Here is a 26,434-nt window from a genome sequence, read left to right on the forward strand (position 1 = left end):
GTTTTATAAAAGCCAAAATAGAAAGTATATAAATGATCGATATGGGCAACTTACCACCGTCAGGCCACAGAGCATTTTTTTTAGTCATACTGCTATTTTTACCGCTGGTCGTGCCACTTGCTAACGCTGAAGAACCCAAAAAACTCGTCACTTTCGACTATGCTATTGCAGATACACTTGCTGCTTTGCAACGCCCTCCCATAGCAATGGCGGGTTTAGCACAGTATAGAAAATTAAACCAAGAATACTTACTGCCTGACACCCTTGAGCTCGGACTTAGGTTTCAGCCCAATTTTGAATATCTAGCATCATTGGAACCTGATGCCATTCTGATATCGCCACCGGCCCACTTGAATTTAGAGAATAAGCTTTCCGATATTGCTGATGTAATTAAAACCCGGTTGTTTGGGAAAGCATTAAATATTTGGCAGAGCCTTGAACAACTTACTATAAATTTGGGGGAACTGAACGACCAGCAACAGCAAGCTCAAACATTCATTGACTCTGTAGACGCTGAGCTATCATTAATAGCCACACAGATTGAAAGACCTATAGATCCTCTGTTGATCGTAGAAATTCGAGATGACCGACATGTTCGTGTCTATGGGCCTGGAAGTCTGGAAGATATGACCCTCACCCAACTTGGATTAGAGAATGCCTGGAAAGGCAACACGAATGACTGGGGGTTCAGCACCTTAACTATCCCAGAGGCATTTCAGTTAGAAGGGAAAATAATTCTGCTTCGCTCGAATTACTCTCAAGACTTACCTGACTCAACATTACCAGCGTCAGGACTATGGCAGCATTGGTTGGATGATACATCAGTAAGTATCAATAGAAATTATTGGCCATGGGGAGGGTTCCCCTCCATGCTTCGCTTTGCAGAGTCACTCAAGGATGCGCTAGAAAATACTTAACTTCCCGACTGCCTTCATCAGGCAGCCGGGAAGAGTAAGCATACTTGTCAGAAACCGGCCGTTAGGCCGGTAAATTCTCCTCTACGCGCTTCGTTGTTTGGGTATCCTCTTGCAGCTTTCCCATCACTTTTAGCAATAGCGAATCGCTGGAAACAATCGAGAAGTGATCCTCAGAAGTTTCAATAGCCCAACATGGCACTTGTCCCACTTGATGCATTAGCGCTTGCCGTTCCTCGTGTGGACGCCCCTCAGACCACCAACAGTCCACTTCACAACTCAACGTCGGCAACATACCAGACTTTAGGGAGAGTCGCTTCAGATGGCGTGCCACACAGAAGATCCGTGCCAATTCCTCACCACCCAGAGCGGCATAACCTGCCCGTCCGCGGGCCGCATCCAACGCCAGCAAACGTTCTAGCATAGTGGCAAGCTCCGTTTCGCTTGGCTCCTTACAGGTCGATGCATGAGTACTATTAGCGACCATCTCAGGTGAGATACCCGGCAAGATTACCGACACATAGGCCGCAAAATCCCGGCGCCAATCATCTTCGCTCTTCTGGCCGCTACCGGGGATATAGGGATCCACCAACGCCAACAGGATCACCTCCTGGGCCTGCTTTTCAAGCCGTGCCGCAATCATTGCTGCCACGGTACCACCTAGGGACCACCCCAATAACCGATAGGGCCCTTGAGGCTGCAGGCGACGGATAGTGGCTGCATAGTCATCAGCCATCGCTTCCAGCGACGTATCACAATGCTGAGGATCGGTTAGCATCCGACACGGCAGCCCATATACCGTGCATACTCCCTGTAAACGCCGTGCCAAAGGCTGATAGTCGTAAAGGGTGCCCATACCAGCATGCACGCAAAACAGCGGTGACTGACCCTGACTTTCGCCATTCAGCTTAACCACGCCATCCAGCGAAGCATCCGAAGCTGCGCCCAGCCCTAACAATCCAGCAATGGTTGGCTTCTGCATCAGGTCGCGAAGTTTGAAATCAAGCGCAGTCTCCTTTAGAGCGCGCACTCGGCTCAACACCTTCAGGCTCAGTAGGGAGTCTCCACCCAGCTCGAAGAAGTTATCCGTTTCTCCGACCCGCTCTATACCCAATACTTCCTGCCAAATCTCGGCAAGCTGGCGGGCTTCCGATGTAGAGGGAACCACGTGCTCGCGGTTTTCATCCAGCCGCGGTTCAGGTAGCGCCGACTGATCCAGTTTACCATTGACCATACGTGGCAGGGCTGTCAGTACCATCATATGTGCTGGCACCATGTAGTCGGGCAGATGCGCTTCGAAATGTCGCCGTGCACGGCGCACTAATCGATCGTTATCCGCCTCCTCATCAGCTACCAGATAAGCAACCAATTGATGTCCATTCGAGGTTTCATGGGTAACGATGGCGACGTCACTCACGCCAGGTATTTCACGGGCACGTGCTTCAATCTCACCCAGTTCAATACGGAAGCCACGCACCTTCACTTGGTGATCTGCACGCCCCATATACTCCATATTGCCATCTTCCCGCCAGCGCACCAGATCTCCAGTGCGGTAGAGGCGCCCACCCAAGGTGTCGAAGGGATCGGCCACAAAGCGCTCAGCGGTCAAGCCGGTGCGCCCAAGGTAGCCCCGCGCCAAACCATAACCTCCGATATACAACTCACCCACAACGCCCTTGGGTACCGGCTGTAGGTTGTCGTCCAACACGTAGAGCGACCGCTCGCCAACGGGGCGACCAATCGGTGCATAGGCACAGTCAAAGGTCTCCTCAGCGGGTGTCTTCCACAGCAGTGGCGTCACCACTGTTTCGGTGGGGCCATAGCCATTAATGAACCAGCGCGGCCGCAGTGTGCGGCGCGCCTTGTCATAGGCTGTCTTGGGCATCGCTTCACCACCGAAAACGTAAAGCTCCACCGGTGGCGTATCATCACGCCCTTCTGCCCAGTCAGCGACTTGATTCAAATAGGCCGGCGGGAAGGCCACGTTCGCTGCCCGATAGTGTTGCAAGGCCGTATAGGCTTGTTCCGCTGTCCATAGCTCTTCTTCCCGAATTGCTAGGCTCATCCCCGAGCATAAGGCTGTTAGCCAGCGCTCATGGGCACCATCGAATGAGAATGACATGAAGTGTAACTCGCAGGAGTCTGGTTCCATATCATAGAGCTCGCTGATCGCCTGGCAATGCATCGCCAGCGGGCCATGAGCCACCGTAACGCCTTTAGGTGTACCGGTAGAGCCCGAGGTATAGATCACGTAAGCCAGCGACTCTTCGTGCACGGTCACATCGGGGTCAGTATCGTCATAACGGCTTAGATCGAGCGCCTCGCAATCCACATAAGAGATACCCTCCACCTTTGCCAAGCGCGGCAGTACCCCGTGCTGCGTTAGTAGCAGGGCCATACCACTATCCTTGATCATAAAACTCAGACGTTCGGGCGGGTAAGTCGGATCGAGTGGCACATAAGCACCGCCCGCCTTCAGTACAGCCAGCAGAGTGACAATGACTTGGGGGGAACGCTCCAATGCCACGCCGACCCGCACATCTGGCCCCACGCCTTGCTCGCGCAGATAGTGAGCAAGGCGATTAGCCTGAGCGTTGAGCTGCACATGGCTTAAAGCCTGGTCACCCATGCGGAGCACAATATTATCTGGCCGTGTAACAGCATGCGCAGCGATGCGGCGATGCACTGGCATGCGGGAGAAGCCACTGCGGCCACTCTGGCCTAATTCACTCAGCGCATCCCATCGAGCTGATTCAATCCATTCCAGCCCACCCACAGGCCGATCCGGCGACTCCGCCATCTGACGAATGAGCAGCTCCATAGCGCATTTCAGTTCATCAATGAACGGCTCTGGGAAGTCCCGTCGGCTATAGCAGTACTCGATCTCCAGCTCATCATCGATCACCACCTGCAGATCCATCGAGTAGCCAGTTATGCCTTCCCCGGCAACCTCACCAAAGCGCAGACCATGCCGCTGCTGATCACGCATTGTTCTATCGACGGGGAAGTTCTCAAATACAATGATACTGTCGAACAAGGCGCGACCCGATGACCCAGACCAGCGTTGAATATCTGCTAACGCGGCATGTTCATACTCACGAATGCCCAGATTGCTCGCCTGCACGCTCTGCAAGTAAGCCCCAACACTCTGCTCAGGCCGCGCCGCCAACACCACAGGGATGGTGTTAATAAACAGACCTACCATCTCCTCAGCACCTTGCAGGCTCGGTGGGCGGCCGGATACCGTCGCGCCAAACATCACCCGCTCCTGATGACAGTGGCGCTGCAGTAGCACCCCCCAGGCAGCCTGTATTAAAGTATTTAGAGTCACTCGCTGTCGCTGGGCAGCAGCTTTTAGGAGCTCGGTATCTTGCCGTCCTAGACGGGTATAGCGTTTGGCGAAGCCCTGGGCATCACTCTCTTGACGGCTCGACTCGGCCAGCAGCGTCGGCCCCTCCAGCCCTTCCAATTCTGATGTCCAGAATTTTTTGGTCGAGTCGGCATCCTGACGCTGCAACCAGCGAATGTAGTCACCGTAGGGCCTCCCAGCCGCCGCCAAAGGTTCTTCTGCGTAGCTGGCCAGCCACTCGTTAATTAGACGGGCTTCAGACCAGCCGTCGGACAAAATATGGTGCCGAGTCCATATCAGTTGATAGCGGTCATCATCAAGCCGAATCAAATGTAACCAGGCTAATGGTGGTGTCAGCCAGTCAATTTGGTGCTTGAGCACTTGCTCAGCATAGGTGGCAAGGGACTCTTCAAGCCCATCTTTCTTATCGCGCCAATCCAACAGTACTATTTCCGGTTCCACTTGCGTAAAGACGAGCTGTAGTGGGCGCACCATACCCGCTTGCCATAAGAAACCCGTTCTTAACGTGGCGTGGCGCTCGACCATAGTTTGCCAAGCCCTTACTAGCCTATCAGCATCCAAGCCACTGACGTCTACGTTCAATTGATTGACGTAGAGCCCCGGCTCTTCCGCTTCAAGAGAGTGGAAGAACATCCCCTCTTGTGTGGGCGACAGGGGGTAAACATCTTCGATATTGCCTTGGTCTAAGCCTAGGGCTTCGATCTGCTCACCGCTCAGATAATCTGCTAATTCATAGAACTCAATCTCACGCCTTTGCGCTTCCTCCTGTGCACTGGTCGCATTCAGCGCTAACTGGGCTATGCTCTGATGCTCAAAGACTTGCCGAGGAGTGACCGTCCAACCAGCCCGTTGCAACCAAGAGACGATCTGAAGACTGAGAATCGAATCCCCTCCCAGCTCAAAGAAGTTGTTGTGTCGGCCCACCTGCTCAACGCCAAGTATCTCTGACCAGATCTCCGCCAGCGCTTCTTCTACCTCGCCTTGAGGCGATTCATACTGCGTACCACTGGCAAAGTCCGGCTCGGGTAGGGCCTTACGGTCGACCTTACCGTTCGGGGTTAGCGGCAGCGCCTCCAGAGTGACTATCACCCCAGGCACCATAATAGTCCGGTAGCTTTTGTCCCAGCGTTTCGCGTAGCGAGGGGGTATTGAGTTCAGCGTCGATTTGGGGAACCACATAAGCCACCAGCCTAGCTCCGCTAGGCCCCTCTTGGGCAACCACCACTGCCTCGCGTATCTCCGACAGGGCTAGCAGTTGGGCTTCGATCTCGCCTAGCTCAATACGGAAACCGCGCACTTTGATCTGATGGTCAATCCGCCCCAAGTACTCAAGCTGCCCATCCTCCCGCCAACGCACTAGATCACCGGTTCGATAGGCCCGTTCGCCCGCCATAAAGGGGTCGGCCACAAAGCGCTCCGCCGTCAGTTCTGCACGGCCTAGGTAGCCCCGCGCTAAGCCCACACCACCTAGATACAACTCCCCCACCACCCCGAGGGGTGCCAAGTTGAGCGCACTATCCAAAACGTACAACTGCGTCGCCGCAATCGCCCTTCCCAGGAAAGCTTGGCAGCCCTTAACTTGATCCGTCGCTGACCAAATCGTGGTCTCAGTGGGGCCGTACATGTTCCACAATTCGATCCCCTGAGTTTGCAGATCCTCAGCCAAATCAAGTGGCAAGGCCTCACCACCACATAGCCCCTTAAAGCCTTCCATTAGCGGAGCCGCCGCCCATGGCCAACCTGACGAGCGTAGCAACCGCCAGCCGGAGGGTGTCGCCTGCAGAACCGTCGCTTTTTCCTGATTGAGTAACTCTCCCAAGGCCCTGCCATCTCGAGTCGTCTCGCGGCTCGCCAACACCACCCTTGCTCCGCTGATCAATGGCAGATACAGCTCCAGCGCGGCAATATCGAACGATAGTGAGGTCACCGCCACCAGAATATCGTCTGGGCTTAGGCCTGGGGCTTCCTGCATGCTTAATAAGAAGTGACTAAGGGCGTGATGACGCACCATTACGCCCTTGGGCCGCCCGGTGGAGCCCGAGGTATAAATGACATAGGCGAGATGTTCGCTGTGCAGTGCCATCTCCGGGTTGGTTGACGCATGATGCGTCACATCCAAGCGATCCAGTTCAATAACGTTTAGCCCACCGGTCATCGGCAAGGTATCACGCAGATGTTGCTGGGTAAGCAGCAGCTCAATGCCACTATCTTCGACCATATAGGCCAACCGCTCGGCGGGGTAATCCGGATCCAACGGTACGTAAGCACCACCTGCCTTGAGAATCGCCAGCAGACCCACCACCATCTCGATGGAACGCTCCATGGCGATGCCCACTCGAACCTCGGGTTTTACGCCTAAACCGATCAGATAGTGTGCCAAACGATTAGCGCGGGTATTGAGTTCGGCGTAGCTGAGTGACTGATCCTGGAATACTAGCGCAGTAGTCTCTGGCGTTACCGCAGCCTGGCGCTCGATCAACTGATGGATTGGCGCAGCTTCGGAATACTGTTGCGTATTCTCCCCCCACTCGCTCAACAACTGCTGTTCGTCTGCTCTAAGCAGGCTGATCTCACTTAATGGTTGTCGAGGCACCGCTTGCAGGTTTTCTACGATGCCTGCAATGGCGGTGCTCAGGTAGTCACACAACCGCTGCGCCCCAATCATTCGGCTAACCTGCCCTACCAATTGGAATCCGTTACCTAGGTCGTCCACCGACATGGTGATCGGGTAGTTGGTACGCTCCTGACCGCCCAGTACCTCCATACCTTCCCAAGTATGAACGGTGCCTCCCTCTTGCTGAGGTGCGATGTAACGATAGTTCAGCAGACTCGTGAATAGCGGGGTTCCGCCAGGCAGCCCGCTGCTGCGCTGTGCGAGTCCAAGGCTGGCATGTTCATGGTGCATTAGCTCAGATAGGGCGTCGTGGGTTTGGCGCAGGCACTTATCAACACTCTGGGAGCCTGTTTTGATGCACACTGGAAGCGTATTAATAAACATCCCCAGCGCTCGCTCGGCACCTTCGATGCCCTGCATACGGCCAAATAGCACGGTGCCAAATACCACGTCGTCATGCCCTGTGGTCTTGCTCAGCACCAAGGCCCAGGCCAGATGGAACAGGCTAGCCGTGCTAACACCATGGCGCTGGGCCTGTTGCCGAACTTGCTGGGCTAGTTCCGCAATCAAAGGAACGCGTACTTCTTCGATATCGCTGCCATCGCCACGAACGTCTTGTAGTCCAAAGGGCGCTGTCGGTTCTTCAACATCGCCCAACCGCTCACGGAAAAAGGTTTCATGCTCTTCCTGGCTTACCCCTAGTCGGGCCTGAGCAACAAAATTGCGGAATGGGAGGGGTTGAGGTAGCGCATCTTCGCGGCCTTGCTGGATCAGGGCAATTTCTTCGACTAGTAGCTCAAGGGTAGTGTGATCCATGACCAGATGATGGCTAGGTAGCTGCAACAACCAGCGGTTTTGCTCAGCATCGTATGCTGCCACCGCTCGTAGCATGGGCGCTCGGCGCACATCAATGCGGTGATGTTCAGGATCCACCTGGGTGTATAACCATTCGGCGACACGATCAGCTTCCTCATAAGGAACCGACGGCCATTCGACTTCCATTACGGCATGCTTGTATACCACCTGTACCGGCTCACGGAGCCCTTCCCAGAGCACCGCAGTACGAAGAATATCGTGACGGGCAACGAGCTGGTTAAAACCAGCAATAAACCTATCCAACCGCTCCCGACTATCGAAACCAAGTAGGCAGGGAAGTACATAAGTATCTCCCCGGTGCCGCAGCCGGTGATGGAAAAGGATGCCCTCTTGCAGCGGTGCTAATGGGTAGATGTCCTGGATGTTGGCAGCACCGCCGGACACTGCCGCTTCGATCACACTGATCTCTTCGGCATTGAGCTCGATTAGTGTCAGCATGTCCGGCTGGAGAACCTGGCAATCGTGGGGGATCAGATTGGGCGGGATGGTGGTCTCATATTGCTCGGGCGCTTGCGTCAACGCTTGAGCAAAAGCCACCAGCTCCGGGTACTGGAACAGGGTACGCACCTGCGCTGTCAGCCCCTGGTGCCGCATTTTCTCAAGCACTTTCAGAGCTAGCAGCGAATGCCCACCCAACTCGAAGAAATTATCGTGACGACCGACACACTCTACGCTCAACACTTCAGACCAGATCTCAGCCAAGGCTTCTTCCACTCCACCCTGAGGCGGCTCGTACTTCGAGCTACTGGCTAACTCCGGCTCAGGTAGCGCCTTACGATCCACCTTGCCGTTGGCATTCAATGGCAGTGTATCGAGCGTGACCACAGTTCCCGGCACCATATAATCCGGTAGTTTTTGACCCAGCGCTTCACGTAGTGAACTGGTGTCGAGTTCACTGCCAGCCTGGGGAACCACATAAGCGACTAACCTAGCGCCACCGGGGCCTTCTTGTGCAACCACCACCGCCTCACGCACTTCCGGCTGAGATAGCAGCTGGGCTTCAATCTCCCCCAACTCGATACGGAAGCCGCGTATTTTCACCTGATGATCGAGGCGACCCAGGTACTCGAGCTGGCCGTCCTCCCGCCAGCGCACCAGATCGCCGGTACGGTAGAGGCGTTCACCTTGCACAAATGGATCCGCGATAAAACGTTCTGCGGTCAGATTAGAGCGGTGCAGATAGCCACGCGCCAACCCAATGCCGCCGAGATAGAGTTCCCCCGCGACGCCAAGCGGCGCCAAGCTGAGATCGCCATCCAGTACATAGGTGCGGATACCAGCAATCGGTTGGCCGATAGCGACTTGGTTGCGCCCATCGTCCTGGCACGTCCAGTGGGTAACATCAATAGCCGCTTCTGTGGGACCATAGAGGTTGTAGAGCCACGTGTGGGGCAGCCGAGTAAATACTTGGTTCTGCAGCTCCGCCGGCAGTGCCTCGCCGCTACACATCAGGCGCGTCAGACTAGTGCAAGCTTCTATCTCGCCATGAGCCAGGAAGGCCTGCAGCATCGAAGGCACGAAGTGCAGCGTGGTGATATTGTGAGTACGTATCAATTCGACCAGCTGTGCCGGTTCACGATGAGCACCTGGTGGCGCCACCACCAGCTGCCCCCCCTGCATCAGCGGCCAGAAGAACTCCCATACCGAGACGTCGAAGCTAAATGGGGTCTTCTGTAACACCACATCGTCAGTTGTCAGATGGTAGGCATCCTGCATCCACTGCAGGCGATTGTTCAGCGCCTGGTGGCGATTGGCCGCGCCCTTGGGTCGCCCGGTGGAGCCAGAGGTGTAGATCACATAAGCAATATTTTCGCCATGCAGCGCTACTTCAGGATTGGTTGAAGCATGCTGCGCCACATCCAACTGATCCAGTTCAATGACATTCAGGCGTTCATCTACTGATAACGACTCGCGAAGATGCTGCTGGGTAAATAGCAGCTTAAGGCCGCTGTCTTCGATCATATAGGCCAGCCGCTCGACAGGGTAATCCGGGTCCAGTGGTACATAGGCGCCCCCCGCCTTAAGAATGGCCAGTAGCCCCACCACCATCTCGATAGAACGCTCAACAGCGATACCTACTTGAGTTTCAGGTTTTACGCCTAACCCGATCAGATAGTGCGCGAGACGATTGGCACTGGCATTAAGTTCGGCGTAGCTGAGTGACTGCTCTTCAAATACTAGCGCCGTGGCCGCTGGGGTTGCCGAAGCCTGCCGCTCGATCAGATGATGAATTGGAGAAGAATCAGAATACTGCTGCGTATTCTTTCCCCACTCGCTCAACAACTGCTGCTCATCCGCTCTGAGCAGGCTGATCTCATTTAATAGTTGTTGAGGCGTCACTTGCAGATTTTCTACAACCTCCACAATAGCCGTATTCAAATAGTCACACAGCCGCTGTGCGCCAATCGAGCAGCTCACTTGGCCTACCAATTGGAAGCCGTTACCTAGATCGTCCACTGACATCGTGATCGGATAGTTAGTACGCTCCTGACTATCCAGCAAAATCATGCCCGGACTAGCCTGAATGTCTTCATCCTGTGGAGGGCTATAGCGGTAGTTAAATAGCGTTGTGAACAGCGGTGTTCCTCCAGGCAGACCGCTGCAGTGTTGCGCTAGGGCGAGGCTCGCATGCTCGTGGTGCAGTAGCGCAGACAGGGCCTCGTGGGTGCGGCGAAGACAGTTATCGATGCCTTGTGAATCCATCCTAATACGTATTGGTAATGTATTGATAAACATCCCTAACGCCCGTTCGGCACCTTCGGCGCCTTGCATGCGCCCGAACAACAAGGTGCCAAACACCACATCGTCCCGTCCGGTGGTCTTACTCAGCACCAACGCCCAGGCCAGATGAAATAGGCTAGCCGTGCTCACACCATAGCGCTGAGCCTGTTTCCGCACCTGCTGGGCCACCTCCGTGTCCAAAGGAACTCGCACTTCCTCTATCTCGCTGCCATCGCCGCGGATGTCTAGTAGTCCGAAGGGCGCGGTCGGTTCTTCAATATCGCCCAACTGCTCGCTGAAGAAGGCTGCGTGCTCCTCCAAGCTTACCCCTAGCCGGGCCTGGGCAACGAAATTGCGGAATGGAAGGGGTTGAAGCAGCTCCTCTTCACGGCCTTGCTGGATCAGGGCAATTTCTTCCACCAGTAGCTCGAGAGTGGTGTGATCCATGACCAGATGGTGGCTAGGCAGTTGCAGTAGCAAGCGTCCAACCTCGGCATCATGGGCAGCCAGCGCCCGAAGCATAGGTGCTCGGCGCACATCGAGGCGATGTTGCTCAGGATCCACTTCAGAACATAACCATTCGACCACACGACCGGTAGCTTCATCCGGCACCGTTGGCCACTCGATATTCAGCACGGCATGCCGGTACACCACCTGTACCGGTTCACGCAGGTTCTCCCACAGCACCACCGTACGCAGAATATCGTGGCGGGCAATCAGCTTATTGAAACAGGCTATAAATGCTTCCAGCCGTTCTCGGCTGTCGAAGCCAAGCAAACGCGGAGTGACATAGGCATCGCCCTTCTCCTGCAACCGGTGATGGAAGAGAATCCCCTCCTGCAACGGTGCCAGCGGGTAGATATCCTGAATATTGCTAGCACCGCCGGGCACTGCTGCTTCGATGGCACTGATCTCTTCGGCATTGAGTTCAATCAAAGGCAGCATCTCAGGCTGGATTGCCAAGCAATCATCTGGAATGCGGTTGGGAGGGATGACTATTTCCTGCCGCTCTGATGTATGCGTCAGTGCCTGGGCGAAGACCACCAGCTCAGGGCATTGGAACAGCGTGCGTACCTGCGCCGTCAGCCCCTGATGTCGCATTTTCTCCAGCACCTTCAGGGCCAATAGCGAATGACCGCCTAGCTCAAAGAAGTTATCGTGCCGACCTACTTGCTCCACACCCAGCACCTCGGCCCAGATGCCCGCTAGCGCTTCTTCCACCTCGCCTTGAGGCTTCTCGTACTGCGAGCTACTGGCCAAATCCGGCTCGGGCAGGGACTTTCGCTCTACCTTGCCGTTAGCATTCAGCGGCAAAGCATCAAGCGTGACCACGACTCCCGGCACCATATAATCTGGCAACTGTTGACCCAATCGATCACGTAATTTACTGGTGTCGAGTTCACCGTCGGCTTGGGAAACCACATACGCCACCAGTCTCGAGCCACTAGGGGTTTCTTGGGCAACTACCACCGCCTCGCGAATCTCCGGTTGCGATAGCAGTTCAGCTTCGATCTCACCTAACTCAATACGTAGGCCGCGTATTTTTACCTGGTGATCAAGGCGGCCTAGGTACTCGAGCTGGCCATCCTCCCGCCAGCGCACCAAATCTCCCGTACGGTAGAGGCGTTCGCCCTCGGTGAACGGATCGGCGATAAAGCGCTCCGCCGTGAGATCACTGCGATTGAGATAGCCACGGGCCAGGCTTATCCCGCCCAGGTACAACTCTCCTGCAACGCCCTGTGGTACCAAGTTGAGCTCACCATCCAAGACGTAGGTGCGGGTACCACTAATGGGTCGTCCAATGGGGATCTGGCGGTGAACGTCATCACGGCACCACCAGTGAGTAACATGGATGGTGGTTTCGGTGGGGCCATAGAGGTCATGTAAGTTTGCGCCATCAAGATTCTCAGCCACGTCCTGCTGTAGCATGGCTGGAACGGCCTCACCGCCGCACATAATATGCTTGAGTCGCGTCTTGGCCTTCACATCGGGATAGGCCAGGAAGGCCTTGAGCATTGAGGGCACAAAGTTGAGCGTGGTAACGCCGTGCCGCTGAATCAGCTCAATGATGCGCTCTGGATCTCGATGGTCGCCTGGTTGGGCAATCACCAAACGTGCCCCGACACTCAGCGGCCAGAAAATCTCCCACACAGAGACGTCGAACCCGAACGGCGCCTTATGCAATACGGCATCGGTATCGGTGAGCTGGTAGGTCTCCTGCATCCAGACCATACAATTGGTCAAGGCATCATGGCGAATGGCGGCTCCCTTGGGTCGCCCGGTGGAGCCCGAGGTATAAATCACATAGGCGAGGTGTTCGCCGTGCAGCGTCACCGCTGGATTGGTAGTGGCGTAATGGGCTATATCCAGCCGATCCAACTCCACAACGCTGAGACCATCAGCTATCGGCAATGCCCCACGCAAGGTGTGCTGAGTCAGCAACAGCTCGATGCCACTATCGTCGGTGATGAACGCCAGCCGCTCCGAAGGATACTCGGGATCCAGTGGCACATAGGCTCCACCCGCCATAGGTGTTGTCTATAAACAGCTGCACTAATGCCCAGGTGGCAGGTATCTGCAGCCCAGGCGCTAGGCGTCGCCTACACACGCCAGCGCCGGTTTGATGCTTTTTGGTCTCAAGACGCTAAGTTCGACGTTTGGGATATCGCCGGCGGCATTTTGATTGCCAGAAAAGCTGATTACACCGTCACGGGCCTCACTGGCGAGCAGAATACCGCTCATTGTAACAGTTTACTTGCGGCACACCCCGAGCGGCACAGCCAACTGCTAGCGTGTTTAACTTCTGCCTGATAAACGACCCAAGTCATTTCTACTCTCATCGGCTAGCCAATCAAACGTGGGCTAGCTGACCGAGACCGCCCCCTTGCCTGCTTTTCCCAGGCGGCGTTTGCCCTATCTCACGTGAATCTTTTCATTTTTTTGTTAAAAATGAGAACTATTAGCACTAGAATGGAGCCATTATCATTAACCCTATCGCCAGGAGTGATTCATGTTCGAGGTCAAAGGCGCCACTTTTGAGATTAATGGCAAACCAATTCTAACCCCCATTGACCACAGCTTTCATGAAGGCAAAGTTTACGGCCTGATTGGCCACAATGGCTCAGGCAAGTCGACCTTGATTAAATTGATGGCCCAGCAGCAGCCGGTCAGCCAAGGTGAGATTGACTTTGACCAGCGCCCGCTAAGTGATTGGGGAAACCGTGAATTTGCCCGCCAGGTGGCTTACTTGCCCCAGCATTTGCCCAGCGCCGAAAGCCTTACCGGGCGCGAGCTAGTGGCCTTTGGCCGTTATCCATGGCACGGGCTGTTGGGGCGCCACACCCCAAAAGACAAAGAGGCCATTGATCGGGCCATTGCCCTTACTCACACCGAGGCCTTTGCCGACCGCCTGGTCGACACGCTCTCCGGCGGTGAACGCCAGCGCGTATGGCTGGCCATGCTACTCGCCCAGGGCAGCCGGTTTCTGCTGCTCGATGAGCCATTAGCAGCGCTGGATATCGCTCACCAAATCGAAGTATTGGCGCTGATCCGCAAGCTGTGCGACGAGCTAAATCTCGGTGTTATTATCGTGCTGCACGACATCAATATGGCCTCACGCTACTGCGACGAGCTGATGGCATTGCACAGCGGTCGTTTACTGGCCTGCGGCACGCCAAACGACATGATGTGCGATAGCACGCTGGAAGCTATTTACGGGCTCCCCATGCAGGTAATGAAGCACCCTAACGGAGAGCATAATATCGCCGTTGCCCAGTGACACCTCGTCTTCGCAACGGGCTATTCGCGTTGAGCTGCCTGAGCTCTCTCTCTAGTCAGGCCATCGCCTCAAACACTATTGTGACGCTGGACTGGACGATTGCCGAAACATTGATCGCCCTAGACAATCCGCCCGTAGGGTTAGCAGAGATTTCCCAGTATCAACGCTGGGCCGGCGCCGAGCAGCTACCGCCAGGCGTTGTTGACGTTGGTCTTCGGGCACAGCCCAACCGCGAGTTAATGGCTCAACTAGCGCCAGATCATATTTTGCTTTCGCCACTGTATATGCGCTTAAGCGAGCAGCTTAGTACCGTTGCCCCCGTGACCGCGCTAGACACCTACCAGCTCGGCGAGCCCTTGTGGCAACGCCTTGAGCGCACAACCCACACCTTGGCTGCGCTGAGCGGCAGCGAGGATGCAGCAGTCGCTATGATCAATGCCTTAGAAACCTATTTGGATCAGCAAAAAACGCAGTTAGAAGAGCAGCCATCGCTACTCGTTGTGCAGTTTATCGATGCACGGCATCTGCGCGTGTTTGGCGAACACAGCCTTTTTCAAGCGGTACTTGAACGCTTGGGGCTGAGCAATGTTTGGCAGCATCCGACCAACCAGTGGGGATTTTCAACGGTGGCGCTAGAGGAGTTGCTGTCCTATCCCGATGCGGCCATTGTCGTCGTCGAGCCACTGCCCGCGGGAATGAGTGACCGTTTTTCGAACAATCCACTGTGGCAGCACCTGCCCGCCGTGCAGGCAGATCGCGTTATTCGCCTACCGGCGGTGTGGAGTTTTGGCGGGTTTCCATCAGCAGCACGCTTCGCTGAGTTACTCAGCGAAGCGCTATTAGCTCGTTAAGCGAAATTCTTTAAAGAAAGCTTAAAAGTCTAATGCAGCAGAAAGCTTGACCGTACGAGGCTCGCCTTGCGTCAAATAACCGCCGGTCGCAGAAGCCCAGTAGTTCTCATCGGTGAGGTTTTCGATATTGGCACGCAGGGTGAGCGTGTTCTGATTTAACGGCATGGCGTAACGAACCCCAAGGTCCCAGCGGGTCCAAGCGTCAACCTCAAGCTGGTTGGCGGGGTCTAGATACTGACTGCCGTTACGCACCGCGCGGCCGCTCAATGTCCAGCCCGGAGCCTGAGGAATATCCCACTCGCTGCCAACCACTAAGCGGTAGTTGGGCACTCCCACCGCGTCGTTGCCTTGATTAGCGCCGTCATCGGTGCGAACCAGCTCAGGATCAATCCACATGGCGCTGCTCAGCAAACGCACCCCCTCCACCGGCTCACCGTACACACTGAGCTCCACGCCACGATTACGCTGCTCGCCGTAATAGCCAAAAACACCGGTTTCAGCGTCAATAAAGGCATTGGGTTGCTCGATTTCAAACAGACTCAAACTGCCGCCGATAGTACCCAAATCCAGCTTAGCACCCACCTCGTTTTGTTCTGCTTCGACCAAACCAATGCTCTGGCCCGCGTTTACCGCTCTTGTTGGCGCGGTGTCGCCTGGCTGGAGCGCTTCAATGTGATTGGCGTAAAGCGACAAGCTATCCGTCGGCTTTACTACGATGCCATACACGGGCGAAAGGCGCGTATCGCTAAAGCGAGCATCAAAGTCGCCGTCATAATCATAGTTGGTGACCTCGACCTCCTGGTAGCGCGCCCCTAGCGTGAAGAGCAGGCGATCATCCAGAAAGCCCAACGTATCAGACAGCGATACGCCGTTGTTGCGGGTACGGCTACGTAAACTGGGGTCATTCATATCTCCACCTGCAAACGCAGGCTCGCGTACGGCAATGTCAGCCGGTCGGTAAATATTGGACGGCTGACCGGGTGAAGCTAGCTCATAGGCCGAGCGCGTCGTGCGATAGACGCTTGAATAGCCAAGGTCCAGCTGGTGACTCACTGCACCGGTGTCAAACGCTCCGCGCAGACCCGCTTGGCTGCCAACGCTTTCCGCACGATAAGGAGCGCGCAGTTGGCCAATGGTGGAATCACCTTGCGCATTGTTAACCGTTGACGATGCATAAAGCCCGCTTTCGCGCGTGTTATTGCCACCCAGTGCGGCATACGCGGTCCAGCTGCCGGTGATATCGTACTCTCCACGCAGCATCGCGAAATTGGTGCGCAAATCGGTATTCGCCCACTCTGGCGAATAGTTGGCATCCGCTGAGGGTGCATTGGGAACCGCCGTTAGCCCAGCACCAGCATAGACTACCGAACGCCCACCGTTGACGTTATGAGTTTGATGGCCAATATCTAACGAAGCACGACCACGGTCACCGCGATAATCGAGTCCAACCACGGCAGACGTTGCCCGCCTCTCCTCATCGTTGATCGCGGTGTCGCCGCGACCGCGCACAACGTTAGCGCGCACGCCAAATCGATTCTCATCGCCAAAGCGTCGCCCAACGTCTATGCCACTTTCCACATAGCCGCTGCCCGTCACCCCGGTGGTTAGTCTTGTCAGCGGCGCATCCGCAGCGCGTTTTGGCTCAATGTTGATCGCCCCACCCACACCCGAGCCGCTGGGCGAAACGCCGTTAGCAAAGGCATTGGCGCCTTTAAACAGCTCGACGCGCTCGGCGATATTGGTCGCGACCACCTGGCGAGGTAATACGCCATAAAGCCCACCATAAGAGATATCTTCGCCATCAAGTTCAAAGCCACGAATCTGAAACTTTTCAGCATAGTTGCCAAAACCAAAACCGCTTTGCACCGACGCATCGTTAATAAGCACATCGGCCAACGTGTCCGCCTGCTGATTATCAATAAGCTCAGCGGTAAATCCAATGACGTTGAACGGCACATCGGCAGCATTACGCTGCCCCCAGGAGCCAACGCGCGCTCCGGCAGCCACCTGCCCCCCGGCAAACGCGGGCGACGGTGTATCACCGTGAGTGGCCGCTTCACCGATCACCGTGACCGTATCAAGCGGGGCATTATTACCAGAGGATGCTTGCGCCCACACTATCGTGGGCATCGGCAGCGCTCCCAGTAACACAAAGGTGAGCGTGCGCCAGGAAGGGGAAGGCAGCGACATGAAGCGAGTTCCTCAGTATCGATTAATAGCGGGCAGCGGGTGCTGAAAACATAGCGGGAATGCGAATGCTACAGCAAAGCAAAATTATTTTCATTTGATATTAAAACGCATTTAACACACACGCCACTATTTAACTGAGATGCATTACCGTTTAAAGTAAGCGCATTGTTATTCACCCAGCGCCCTGTGTTGGAGTCCGTTTATGCCCCTCGCCCTGCGTCAGCCGCAAATCTTCGAACCTTCATTAGCTGCCTGCTATATAGGGCCGTTAGCCAACTTTACGCCGCCTCTTATTGGCGGGACGCCCCCGCTGGAAGCCTTTAACGCTGCCCGCTGGCTCGATGCCCATTGGCTGAAAGAAGATATCGCCCTCATGGCGGAGCAATACCCAGGTGGGGACCTGCGAGCCGTTGCCTCTATTTGGTCGAAGTGGCATTTCAGCGCGCTGGCACTGCCGACGCTTGTGGCCAACCTGCTGCTTAATCGCGAACTGCCGGTGGGATTGAATGATCTCCAGGTCGTCCTTAACGACAAGGGCTGTACCTCACGGCTGTGGCTGCCTCACGAAGGCACGCCATTAACTACCCACTCCCCATATGAACGCTTTGCGACGTTAATCGAGCAGCACTGGACACCGCTAATTGAACAGCTAGCGGCTATTTCCGGCGCGGCACCGCGGGTATTTTGGAGTAATGCAGGGAGCTACATCGATCATTTCATCAATGTGTTGGCTGAGCATCCCCTCGTCAACGAGGGCGCCCTTGAAGCGGCCAAAGCACTGCTAGAAACACGTACCTTGGCGAACGGCAAACGCAATCCGCTCTTTCAACCGGTTCGTTACGTTCAGCCTAAAGGCAGCGAAGAGGTAAAGCGGGTGCGCAAGCTGTGCTGCCTGCGCTACCTACTGGATGAATTAGGCACCTGCGGCACCTGCCCACTTGAAGCCTGCAATATCGAGGCAAGCAAGCACGCCCGAAGCAACCAAGCCGCTTGCTAATTGAGCGACTTGCTCAGAAAAACAGGCAGGCGATAGTTGATCTAGATATTAATTTGCGCCACCGCATCGGCGCTAGCCAGCGCCCGCTGCTCGCCCTTAAGCTCGCTTAACTGCCCTTTCGACATTTCCAACAGCCTGTCAGCATGTTCGAAATAGCTATCGTCATGGCTGATAGCAAACACCGTGATGCCCATATCGCGCAAATGTGGCAGCAGCTCACGATAGAATAAACGACGAAACTGCGGGTCCTGATCGGCGGCCCACTCATCTAACAATAAAATTTCCCGCTTTTCAGCAATCGCAAGCAGCAGCGCCAGACGCTTACGCTGTCCTTGTGAAAGCTGCGTATTAGTGACTCGATCCCCCTCCCACTGCAATTTATGCTGCATTTGCAGCCGTTCTAGCCACGTCGCCATCGTTTTTGGATCAGCCGGCAGTCCACCTGGGCCCATGGCTTGATCAAACTGATGAAAATCGGTAAACACGCTTGCAAAGCGGGCGCGGAAGGCGTGCCATTGAGCCGGCGTTAGCACCTGGCCATCCACCTTTATCTGGCCACTTTGGGGCCGATAGAGCCCCGTTAATAGCCGCGCCAACGTCGATTTACCACTACCGTTGCCCCCAATAAGAAACACCTGCTCTCCGCGCTCTAGCGTCAGGCTAACAGGGCCGACTTGAAACCCTTCACCCTGTGCACTGGCCGGGTAATGATAGCTGACATCGACCAGCTCAAGCCGTTGCCAGTCGTGCAGCGAATCGTCGACGCTAAAGCCTGGTTGGTAGTCGGCAAGCTCCAGGCTTGCCAGCTTATCAAAGGCCACCTGCGCGCTAATCAAGGTAGGCCACGCGCCGATGGCCTGAATCAAGGGAGTGCGTAAAAACAGCAGCGCTAGCGCAAACGTAGCGGCGACGGCAGGCGTTGCCCAGCCCAGCCCGTTAGCCATAAAGAAAACCACGCCAATGGCTCCAAGCATCATAATATTGGACCAGTTGCCGGCGCTTAGGTGATAGGTATCGGCACGAATAATGTGATAGAGATAATCACGGGCATTAGCAGTATAAGTTTCGTCGAAAAAGCGCTGCGCACGATCGCGGTTGAGCGCAAGCTCTTTACGCCCTTCAATAGCCGATTGATAGTCTTTATATAAGCGGTCTTCACTTTCACGCACTAAGCGAAAATGGCGATAGACCCGCGACACCAACACCCAGCCCACCCCCATGGTGAATGCGATCCACAGCACGGTAATCACCACCATTTGCGGCGATAGCCAAGCCAGGTAAGCGATTGAAGCCAGCGTTAAGGCCACCCCTTGAATCAGCTCTGGCAGGCGCACAAAGCCAATGGTGATATTTCGCACATCGCTCGATAAACTGGCAAGCAACGTGGCATTGCCCAGTTGCTCCAGGCGCTCGATATCGCTATCCAGGATGCGCTTCACTAAGCGTGAGCGCAGGTCAAATACAAAGTGATGCCCAAGCACGGTCAGCGCCAGCTGTGTCGCCAGCGTGATGGCGAGTAGCAGGGCCAATAAGCCCAAAAATTGCGGTAACGCGGCCAAGCTGCCTACTTCAATCAGCCGCTGATTAATAAACGCAATAACGCCCACCCCTAAGCCAGCACTTAACAGGCTCAAACCTATCGCGCCCAAAAATGGCCAGCGATAGTGGTGAAGTACTAAGCGCACCAGCTCCATGGGAATTTTCACCTTGTAAATAAAAGAGCGCTGAAGTTTGACGTACTGCCCAGCGATGTCAATAAAGGCATCAAATCTCGCTTACCTGTAAACTAGGCGGATGGCATGATTCCCATTCATAACGGGCAATGCATAAAAGCGGTGTATAAAAGGCGCATAACCGCCGCGGCTACACCCTCAGCTAGTCGTTACAATAACCAAGGAGACCCCATGCACTCAGTGAGGGCCCCGTTTACCAAGCACCAGCGCTACATTAGGAATGTTTCATGACAGCCACTTACCGCGACGGGCCTATCATCACCTCGCTGCTGGATACCGACTGGTACAAGATCACCATGATGCAGGGGGTACACCACAAATACCCCAATGCCAGTGTTACCTGGGAATTCCGGTGCCGTAATTCGGAAGATTTGGCGCCGTACCTGAGCGAGATTCGCGATCAGATCGATCAGTTAGGCACTCTCAAGCTCAGCGTCGAGGAATCGGCTTATCTCAGCACGATTAACTACCTCACGCCGGACTTTATACGTTTCCTAGAACTGTTTCGCTTCCGTCCCGAGTACGTTGACGTGTTTATGGAAGACCAGGAGCTATGTATCGTCATCGACGGTCCCTGGTCGCACAGCATACTGTTCGAAATCGTGTTATTGGCGATCATTAGCGAAGTACGTAACCGCGTACTCTACCCTGATATCACTATTGAGCAGGCGGTGAATCAGCTGCGCTATAAGCTCGATACGCTGCGTGAAAACTACACGTCCGAACAGCTGGCAGGCCTGAACCTTGCAGACTTTGGCACCCGTCGTCGGCTTTCTCAGCCGGTGCAGGAAGCCATCATCACGGTATTGAGCCAGGAATTCCCAGGCAACTTCGTGGGCACCAGTAATGTCGATATCGCCAGGCGCCACGGGCTCGCCCCCATGGGCACGATGGCCCACGAATGGGTAATGGCACATCAGCAGCTAGGTAGTCGTCTAGTCGATAGCCAGCGCGCGGCGCTGGAAGCCTGGGTTCAGGAATACCGCGGACATCTTGGTATCGCACTCACCGACACCATCACGCTGGACGCCTTCCTGCGAGATTTCGATCTGTATTTTGCCAAGCTTTTCGATGGACTTCGCCACGATAGCGGCGACCCGCTGCACTTCGCGGAAAAGTGCATCCAGCACTATAAAACATTGGGCATCGACCCCCGCAGCAAGACGCTGATTTTTAGCGATTCGCTAACGTTCGATAAGGCAATGGCGCTTAAGACAACGCTTGAAGGCAGAATCAAAACAAGCTTTGGGATTGGCACCACGCTTACCTGCGACGTGCCCGGCCTAAAACCGATGAACATGGTGATTAAAATGGTGGCCTGCAACGGCCAGCCGGTGGCCAAGATCTCCGATGAACCCGGCAAAACTTCGTCACGAGACCAGGGCTTCGTCAAATACCTTAAGCGGGTATTTCAGGTAGAGCATTGAGACCAACGCAAAGCTAGGAGCAGGGCCAGGCGTAGATCTGACTCGCGCCTTTCAAACCGTTGCGATGCCGCTCAGCGGGCGGCTATCGCAACAGCAGGCGTGTCCTACTCAATCAGCACCCTCGCCCGGCTCAATCAAATAGGCTCATCCGTGTCATCACGTTGTCGCGCTTGATTCGCCAATGGAACAGCGCCCCCGCGACATGCAGAACCACCAGTCCTAAAATGATCCAGGCTAGCCATCCATGCCATACAAACAACTGCTCGGACAGTTGCTCATGACGGCCGATTAAGCCCGGTAACTGCCACTTGAAAAACTCCACAGGAAAGCCTCCGCTTGCCGTCGCGGCCCAACCCACTATCGGCATAATAATCAGTGCCAAATACAGCAAATGATGCACGCTAGTACTGACGGTACGCTCAAAGGCATTCAGCGGCGGTGAATGGTCCGGCACCACAAAGGCTAGGCGCGTAATGATACGCAGCGTCATCAGCAGTAAGATCAATACGCCGAGCGTTTTATGGCTGGTGTATAGCAAATTGGTAAGCACGCTTCCCGCCAAGTCAAGAATACGGTCAAAACCTACCAATCCTAATGTTAAGCCACTGGCCAATGAGAGCAGTAACGCCCCAGCGACTAGCCAGTGCAGTACCCGATGCGGGTAAATATAGTGATCCAGTTCGTGCATGCCATGCTCCTAACCGCCAATTTATTTGCTTATCATTCTAGTCAGTAACGCTCCCTCACGCTGATTAAAGCATTGCGCCACGTTCAACGCTAAACGTTACTTACCTTATAGCGCTTGTTCAGGTGCGGCTAGCTGCTCGCGAATCAACTCTCCTAAACGGCGCGCCGGCTCTGAGGGGCGATGCGGCGCACGGTGAAGTGCCAACTCAATCATTGGTAGCGCGGGCAGCCCGCTACTTTCATCTAAAGGCCGTAAGGATGGCGTCAGCATACTGCGCGTGACGACCACCACCGCAAGCCCAGCCGTCACGATAGGCGCTAACCCCGCCATAGACTGGCTGGTATAGGCAACTCGCCAACTGCGCCCCGCCGCCTGCAGCGCCTGCTCGGCCACTTCACGAAACACATCAGCGCCGGGGGAATAGAGCGCCAGCGGCAGTGGGTCACTGAGCAACGGCTGCTGATTCACGCCCACCGCCCACACCAACGGCTCGCGGCGAATGACATCGCCACCGGGGGAGTTGCGCTGGCGCGTGACTAAGGCCAAATCTAACTCTTTGGTCTTAACTTGCTCAACAAGCAGTGCGCTGGTGCCACAAATAACCCGCAAGCCAACTGACGGATAAAGCTGATGAAAGTAAGCAAACACGGAGGGCAATAACGACGCGTAATCTTCAGGAATCCCCAGGGTAAGATCACCGGTGACTTGGCGCGCCTGCATGTCGCTCCACGCTTCGTCGTTAAGCGCTAACAGGCGGCGCGCGTGGCTAAGCAAACGCTCTCCTTCCGATGTAAAGCGTATTCGTCGCCCTTCTCGCTCATGCAGCGTAAGCGTTAACTGCGCTTCTAATCGCTGCAACTGCATGCTGACCGTCGACTGCGTGTAATCCAAGCGCTTAGCCGCCGCGGTCACGCTACCGGTATCAGAAATAGCCACTAGCGTACGCAGCAAGGTGAGATCCAACGTCGGTGCGCGCATATATCATAATCCTTGATGAATACCATCAATAAAGATTGATATTGTGATGCATTGGCAATAAGTATGCTGCTCTGCACATGCTTAAATCAAGGAGATCGCACATGCATCCCGTTCACGCCCCCGTCATATTTCCACGCTGGTACAGCATTGGCGCGGCGCTAGTGGCCGTGATGCTTTGGAGTGCGGCGCCGCTGCTGGCTGAATTCGCAAAGGCCACGCCACCCCTGCAGCTAACGACGGTAACGCTATTAGCTGGGGCACTAGCAACGCTCCCCTTAAGCCGCCGCGTCAACGTCGCGGCCAGCAGCTTTGGCTGGCAGTTCAGGATCTGGGTAGGCGTTCCATTGCTCATTTTTGGTGCGGTGAGCACGTACTTTATCGGCATGCGTTTAGCGCCCGCCGCTGAAGCGGCGCTGATTACTTATACCTGGCCCGTGCTGTTTGTATTACTCACCCAGTGGAGTCGCTTTGGCCGCTTACGCTTAGCCGGGGCTTTAGGCGCACTGATTGCGTTTTCAGGCGCGGCGCTGCTACTCGTGCCTCAAGCGATCAGTGGCGGCCTAGGTGGCGCTACTACTGGCTACGCCTTGGCACTTTTAGCGGCTTTTTGCTGGGCTATCTATTCATGGTTGAGCCAAGCAGCGCCGGTGGCACTTACGCCGCTATTACCTAGGCTGCTGCTTGTTGCTAGCGCTATCGCTACAGGTGCTAGTCTGCTATTAGAAGGGCGCATTGCGCTGCCCAGTGGCGAGGCACTTTTGGCAGGTATCGCCCTGGGGCTAGGTCCGTACGGGATAGCGATGGTGGCTTGGGATAAAGCCCTTCGCTGGGGGCACACCAGCTTGGTAGGCAGCCTTGCTTACGGCGTACCCATTTTAGCCGCCCTGCTGCTGGTCTTGGCAGGGATGAGCGTTCTTGACTGGCGCCTACCCGCAGCGGCGGTACTGGTCATCGCTGGATGCATCAAAGCAGGCCGCTAGGCGCTATGTTCCAAAACAAATACAAACGCCCTTGTCGCTATCAGCGGCAAGGGCGTTATGGACTGCGTCAAAAGCGTGGGAAGTTACATATCTGGCGCAATATCCGCGGCTTCAGTCTCAACGTTCAGCTCAAACAAACCGCTGCCAGCGGTGCTATATCCGCGTGCACTCACGGTATAAGTTCCCGGTAGCAACTGTTCCTGCAACTGCGAATTGGTACCGCCTGCGCCATCATCGTCACTTACAGCAACGCCTGGGCCGCTAATTTCTAAAAAGGTGTCGAAATCTGAAGAACGCATGGCAATCGTCACCAGCGAGCTTTCCTCGATCGTAAGCTCGTAAGTAAGCGGTTCACCGCTGTACCAGCCATTTAACGTCTCGCCAGACGTGAGCGCGCCTTCGTTTTGCAACTCAACGTCATCGGGCAATTCACGCGGCTCAACGGCAAGCGCGAATAGACCGCTCTCGGAACCATAAGCCGTGCGTGCTGTTAGCTGATAGGTGCCGGGTGCTAAAAAGTCAGCAATGCGCGCATCCAAGTTACCTGCACTATCGTCATCTTCGCGGTAGTAGCCATTGGGGCCTTCCAATACCAGATAGGAGTCGACTTCGCTGGAGCTCATCTCAATTTGGTACATGCCAGCTTCTTCAATCTCTAGCTCATAGCCAAGATCTTGACCGCTGTACCAGCCATTGAAGGACTCATTGGGCGCAATAGGGCCATCATTGCGCAGCTCACCATCACCTGGCAGCTCGCGCGGTTCTGCCGTTAGCGAGAACAGGCCATTGGCATCGCCATAGGCCGTGCGTGCGCGCAGCGTGTAATCACCCGGGGCAAGAAAATCCGAAATGCGTGCGTTTAAATCACCAGCACTATCATCATCTTCACGCAGATAGCCATTGGGGCCTTCCAACACTAGATAGGCATCGAAGTCATCGGCACGCATCTCTATTTGATACATACCGGCTTCTGCGATCGTTAGGGTAAATTCACGGGCTTCGTTATTGAGCCAACTATCGATAGGCGCATCAACGGTTAGCGTATCGGAATCACTGAGCTCGATAGTACGGCCATTGACGCTAAACGGGCCGTAGCTATGCGCATCAGCTCCGCTCACTACCACTACATAATCACCGCTCTCTTCAATGCGCTGGCGTACCGTTGGCGCACTTGCCAGCAGCTGCAACTGGTCATCATACAGAGCCACTATGCCCTGCAATGCGCCACGCAGAGAAATTTCGACTAAATCTTCTGCTTCCAACGTCATGGCATAGCGCAAAAAACGGCTGCCATCTTTACCGTTGAGCTCGCTAGCCGACGTTATTTCACCATTCATACGCTCGTTGAGTGTAAATTTCTTCAATCCCGCAACAGCAGAAGAAGGCTGTTTACCAGTCCCATCAACGTTTTCGACGGGCGTCGCGTCGGTTGACAGCCCCTGTAAAGGAATAACTTGAGCGGCCAAAAAACCAACGACAGCGCCGCCAACAGCGACAAGTACAAAACCCAAGGAAGAAGATTTAGCCATGAATAATTTCCTATTAAGTCGCAATGACAATGATTAATTAATGCGTCAATCGTAAGTATAAGATGCTTACGCTATTCAAGTGAGCGTTTCATGAAAAGCACTGTATTTCAGTCACGCTATTATTGACACAGTTCCTGCACAATTCGGTAAGTAGCTGAAATTCAAGGTCGCATAAGGAAAGTGTAAAAATCTCGAATATGAACCTAATTGCACCGATCTTCTTAAAGCTTGCTGAGCTTAAGCGACACGGGTACTATCGTTTGGCCTATAAGGCACCTCATCAAGAGTGCGGGATTCGTGACACGCAAAACTGAGGTACTCCCATGGGAGCCCGAAAAAGACTGATCCGAACGATTTGCTTGGCAGCGATCGTAACATGTAGCGCTGCCAATAGTGCCTTTGCACACGAAACAGAAATACAGGAAGGCGTCGCATCGTTTTACAGCGACCGCTTTCAGGGAGCCACCACTGCTAGTGGGGAACCTTTTGACCAACAGGCATTAACGGCGGCTCATCCAAGCCTGCCTTTTGGAACGAAAGTACTGGTGACACGCCCGGATACTGGGCAAGAAGTAGAAGTGTTGATCAATGACCGCGGTCCTTTTGTGCAAGGGCGAATCATTGATTTATCTAAACGCGCGGCGGTTAAGCTTGGCATGCTCCGACGCGGTACGGCACCGGTGATGGTAACGCTGTTGGATTAACGGATAACACATTCTTGGTTGGTGTGTGATACCCCTTAGCCTAATCAATGCGACAGCACACGTAGTATCGTAACAGCAGCATAT

15 protein-coding genes are annotated in these 26,434 nt (G+C 54.9%); 8 read left to right on the plus strand and 7 right to left on the minus strand.

Annotated elements, in window-relative coordinates:
* The first annotated feature begins 32 nt into the window (after positions 1–32).
* A complete protein-coding gene (locus tag ACT3TR_RS03040) occupies positions 33–917 on the plus strand; it encodes an ABC transporter substrate-binding protein (RefSeq protein WP_193063488.1) in 885 nt (294 codons plus the stop codon).
* Positions 918–978: 61 nt separating this feature from the next.
* Here the strand turns inward: ACT3TR_RS03040 and ACT3TR_RS03045 are convergent, their stop codons facing one another.
* Positions 979–5,373 carry an amino acid adenylation domain-containing protein gene (locus ACT3TR_RS03045; RefSeq protein WP_444624543.1) on the minus strand — a complete coding sequence of 1,465 codons (4,395 nt, stop codon included), beginning with the start codon at positions 5,371–5,373 and terminating at the stop codon, positions 979–981.
* Positions 5,330–13,006 (minus strand): amino acid adenylation domain-containing protein, encoded by a 7,677-nt coding sequence (locus tag ACT3TR_RS03050; RefSeq protein WP_444624542.1) that lies wholly within the window; start codon positions 13,004–13,006, stop codon positions 5,330–5,332. The genes ACT3TR_RS03045 and ACT3TR_RS03050 overlap by 44 nt, the downstream gene beginning before the upstream one ends.
* Positions 13,007–13,051: 45 nt before the next feature.
* Here ACT3TR_RS03050 and ACT3TR_RS03055 point away from each other — a divergent pair, with 45 nt between their 5' ends.
* The 3 genes from ACT3TR_RS03055 to ACT3TR_RS03065 all read left to right on the plus strand — a co-directional run bounded on the left by ACT3TR_RS03055 (position 13,052) and on the right by ACT3TR_RS03065 (position 15,124).
* Positions 13,052–13,306, plus strand: coding sequence for an inositol monophosphatase family protein (locus ACT3TR_RS03055; RefSeq protein WP_193063484.1), 255 nt, complete (start codon positions 13,052–13,054; stop codon positions 13,304–13,306).
* A 199-nt stretch (positions 13,307–13,505) separates the two neighbouring features.
* The gene (locus ACT3TR_RS03060; RefSeq protein ID WP_193063482.1) at positions 13,506–14,273 is read left to right on the plus strand and encodes an ABC transporter ATP-binding protein; all 768 of its coding nucleotides are present in this window, start codon (positions 13,506–13,508) and stop codon (positions 14,271–14,273) included.
* Positions 14,274–14,302: 29 nt separating this feature from the next.
* Positions 14,303–15,124 carry an ABC transporter substrate-binding protein gene (locus ACT3TR_RS03065; RefSeq protein ID WP_444647227.1) on the plus strand — a complete coding sequence of 274 codons (822 nt, stop codon included), beginning with the start codon at positions 14,303–14,305 and terminating at the stop codon, positions 15,122–15,124.
* A 21-nt stretch (positions 15,125–15,145) separates the two neighbouring features.
* On the opposite strand, the gene ACT3TR_RS03070 is transcribed toward ACT3TR_RS03065, so the two are convergent.
* On the minus strand, positions 15,146–17,314 hold the full coding sequence (locus ACT3TR_RS03070; protein WP_444624540.1) for a TonB-dependent receptor: 2,169 nt from the start codon (positions 17,312–17,314) through the stop codon (positions 15,146–15,148).
* Between the two features lie 202 nt (positions 17,315–17,516).
* Between ACT3TR_RS03070 and fhuF the strand changes: the two genes are divergently transcribed.
* Positions 17,517–18,311, plus strand: a complete 795-nt coding sequence (gene fhuF / locus ACT3TR_RS03075) for a siderophore-iron reductase FhuF (RefSeq protein ID WP_444624539.1) — start codon at positions 17,517–17,519, stop codon at positions 18,309–18,311.
* Positions 18,312–18,352: 41 nt separating this feature from the next.
* Here fhuF and ACT3TR_RS03080 read toward each other — a convergent pair whose 3' ends face one another.
* Positions 18,353–20,005 carry a multidrug ABC transporter permease/ATP-binding protein gene (locus tag ACT3TR_RS03080; protein ID WP_444624538.1) on the minus strand — a complete coding sequence of 551 codons (1,653 nt, stop codon included), beginning with the start codon at positions 20,003–20,005 and terminating at the stop codon, positions 18,353–18,355.
* A 266-nt stretch (positions 20,006–20,271) separates the two neighbouring features.
* Between ACT3TR_RS03080 and pncB the strand changes: the two genes are divergently transcribed.
* Positions 20,272–21,471, plus strand: a complete 1,200-nt coding sequence (gene pncB, locus ACT3TR_RS03085; RefSeq protein ID WP_444624537.1) for a nicotinate phosphoribosyltransferase — start codon at positions 20,272–20,274, stop codon at positions 21,469–21,471.
* Between the two features lie 130 nt (positions 21,472–21,601).
* Here pncB and ACT3TR_RS03090 read toward each other — a convergent pair whose 3' ends face one another.
* Together ACT3TR_RS03090 and ACT3TR_RS03095 are read right to left on the minus strand one after the other, a co-directional pair.
* On the minus strand, positions 21,602–22,159 hold the full coding sequence (locus ACT3TR_RS03090) for a cytochrome b (protein WP_444624536.1): 558 nt from the start codon (positions 22,157–22,159) through the stop codon (positions 21,602–21,604).
* Between the two features lie 105 nt (positions 22,160–22,264).
* Positions 22,265–23,137 (minus strand): LysR substrate-binding domain-containing protein, encoded by an 873-nt coding sequence (locus ACT3TR_RS03095; protein WP_441686564.1) that lies wholly within the window; start codon positions 23,135–23,137, stop codon positions 22,265–22,267.
* A 101-nt stretch (positions 23,138–23,238) separates the two neighbouring features.
* On the opposite strand from ACT3TR_RS03095, the gene ACT3TR_RS03100 reads away from it, so the two are divergent.
* Positions 23,239–24,117 carry a DMT family transporter gene (locus ACT3TR_RS03100; protein ID WP_444624535.1) on the plus strand — a complete coding sequence of 293 codons (879 nt, stop codon included), beginning with the start codon at positions 23,239–23,241 and terminating at the stop codon, positions 24,115–24,117.
* Positions 24,118–24,200: 83 nt separating this feature from the next.
* Here ACT3TR_RS03100 and ACT3TR_RS03105 read toward each other — a convergent pair whose 3' ends face one another.
* On the minus strand, positions 24,201–25,646 hold the full coding sequence (locus ACT3TR_RS03105) for a hypothetical protein (RefSeq protein WP_441686562.1): 1,446 nt from the start codon (positions 25,644–25,646) through the stop codon (positions 24,201–24,203).
* A gap of 323 nt (positions 25,647–25,969) precedes the next feature.
* Here ACT3TR_RS03105 and ACT3TR_RS03110 point away from each other — a divergent pair, with 323 nt between their 5' ends.
* Positions 25,970–26,350, plus strand: coding sequence for a septal ring lytic transglycosylase RlpA family protein (locus ACT3TR_RS03110; protein ID WP_096281849.1), 381 nt, complete (start codon positions 25,970–25,972; stop codon positions 26,348–26,350).
* The last annotated feature ends 84 nt before the right edge of the window (positions 26,351–26,434 follow it).

Origin of the sequence: Halomonas sp. AOP12-B1-6 (genome assembly GCF_052379225.1) — a bacterium.
Classification (GTDB): domain Bacteria; phylum Pseudomonadota; class Gammaproteobacteria; order Pseudomonadales; family Halomonadaceae; genus Vreelandella; species Vreelandella casei.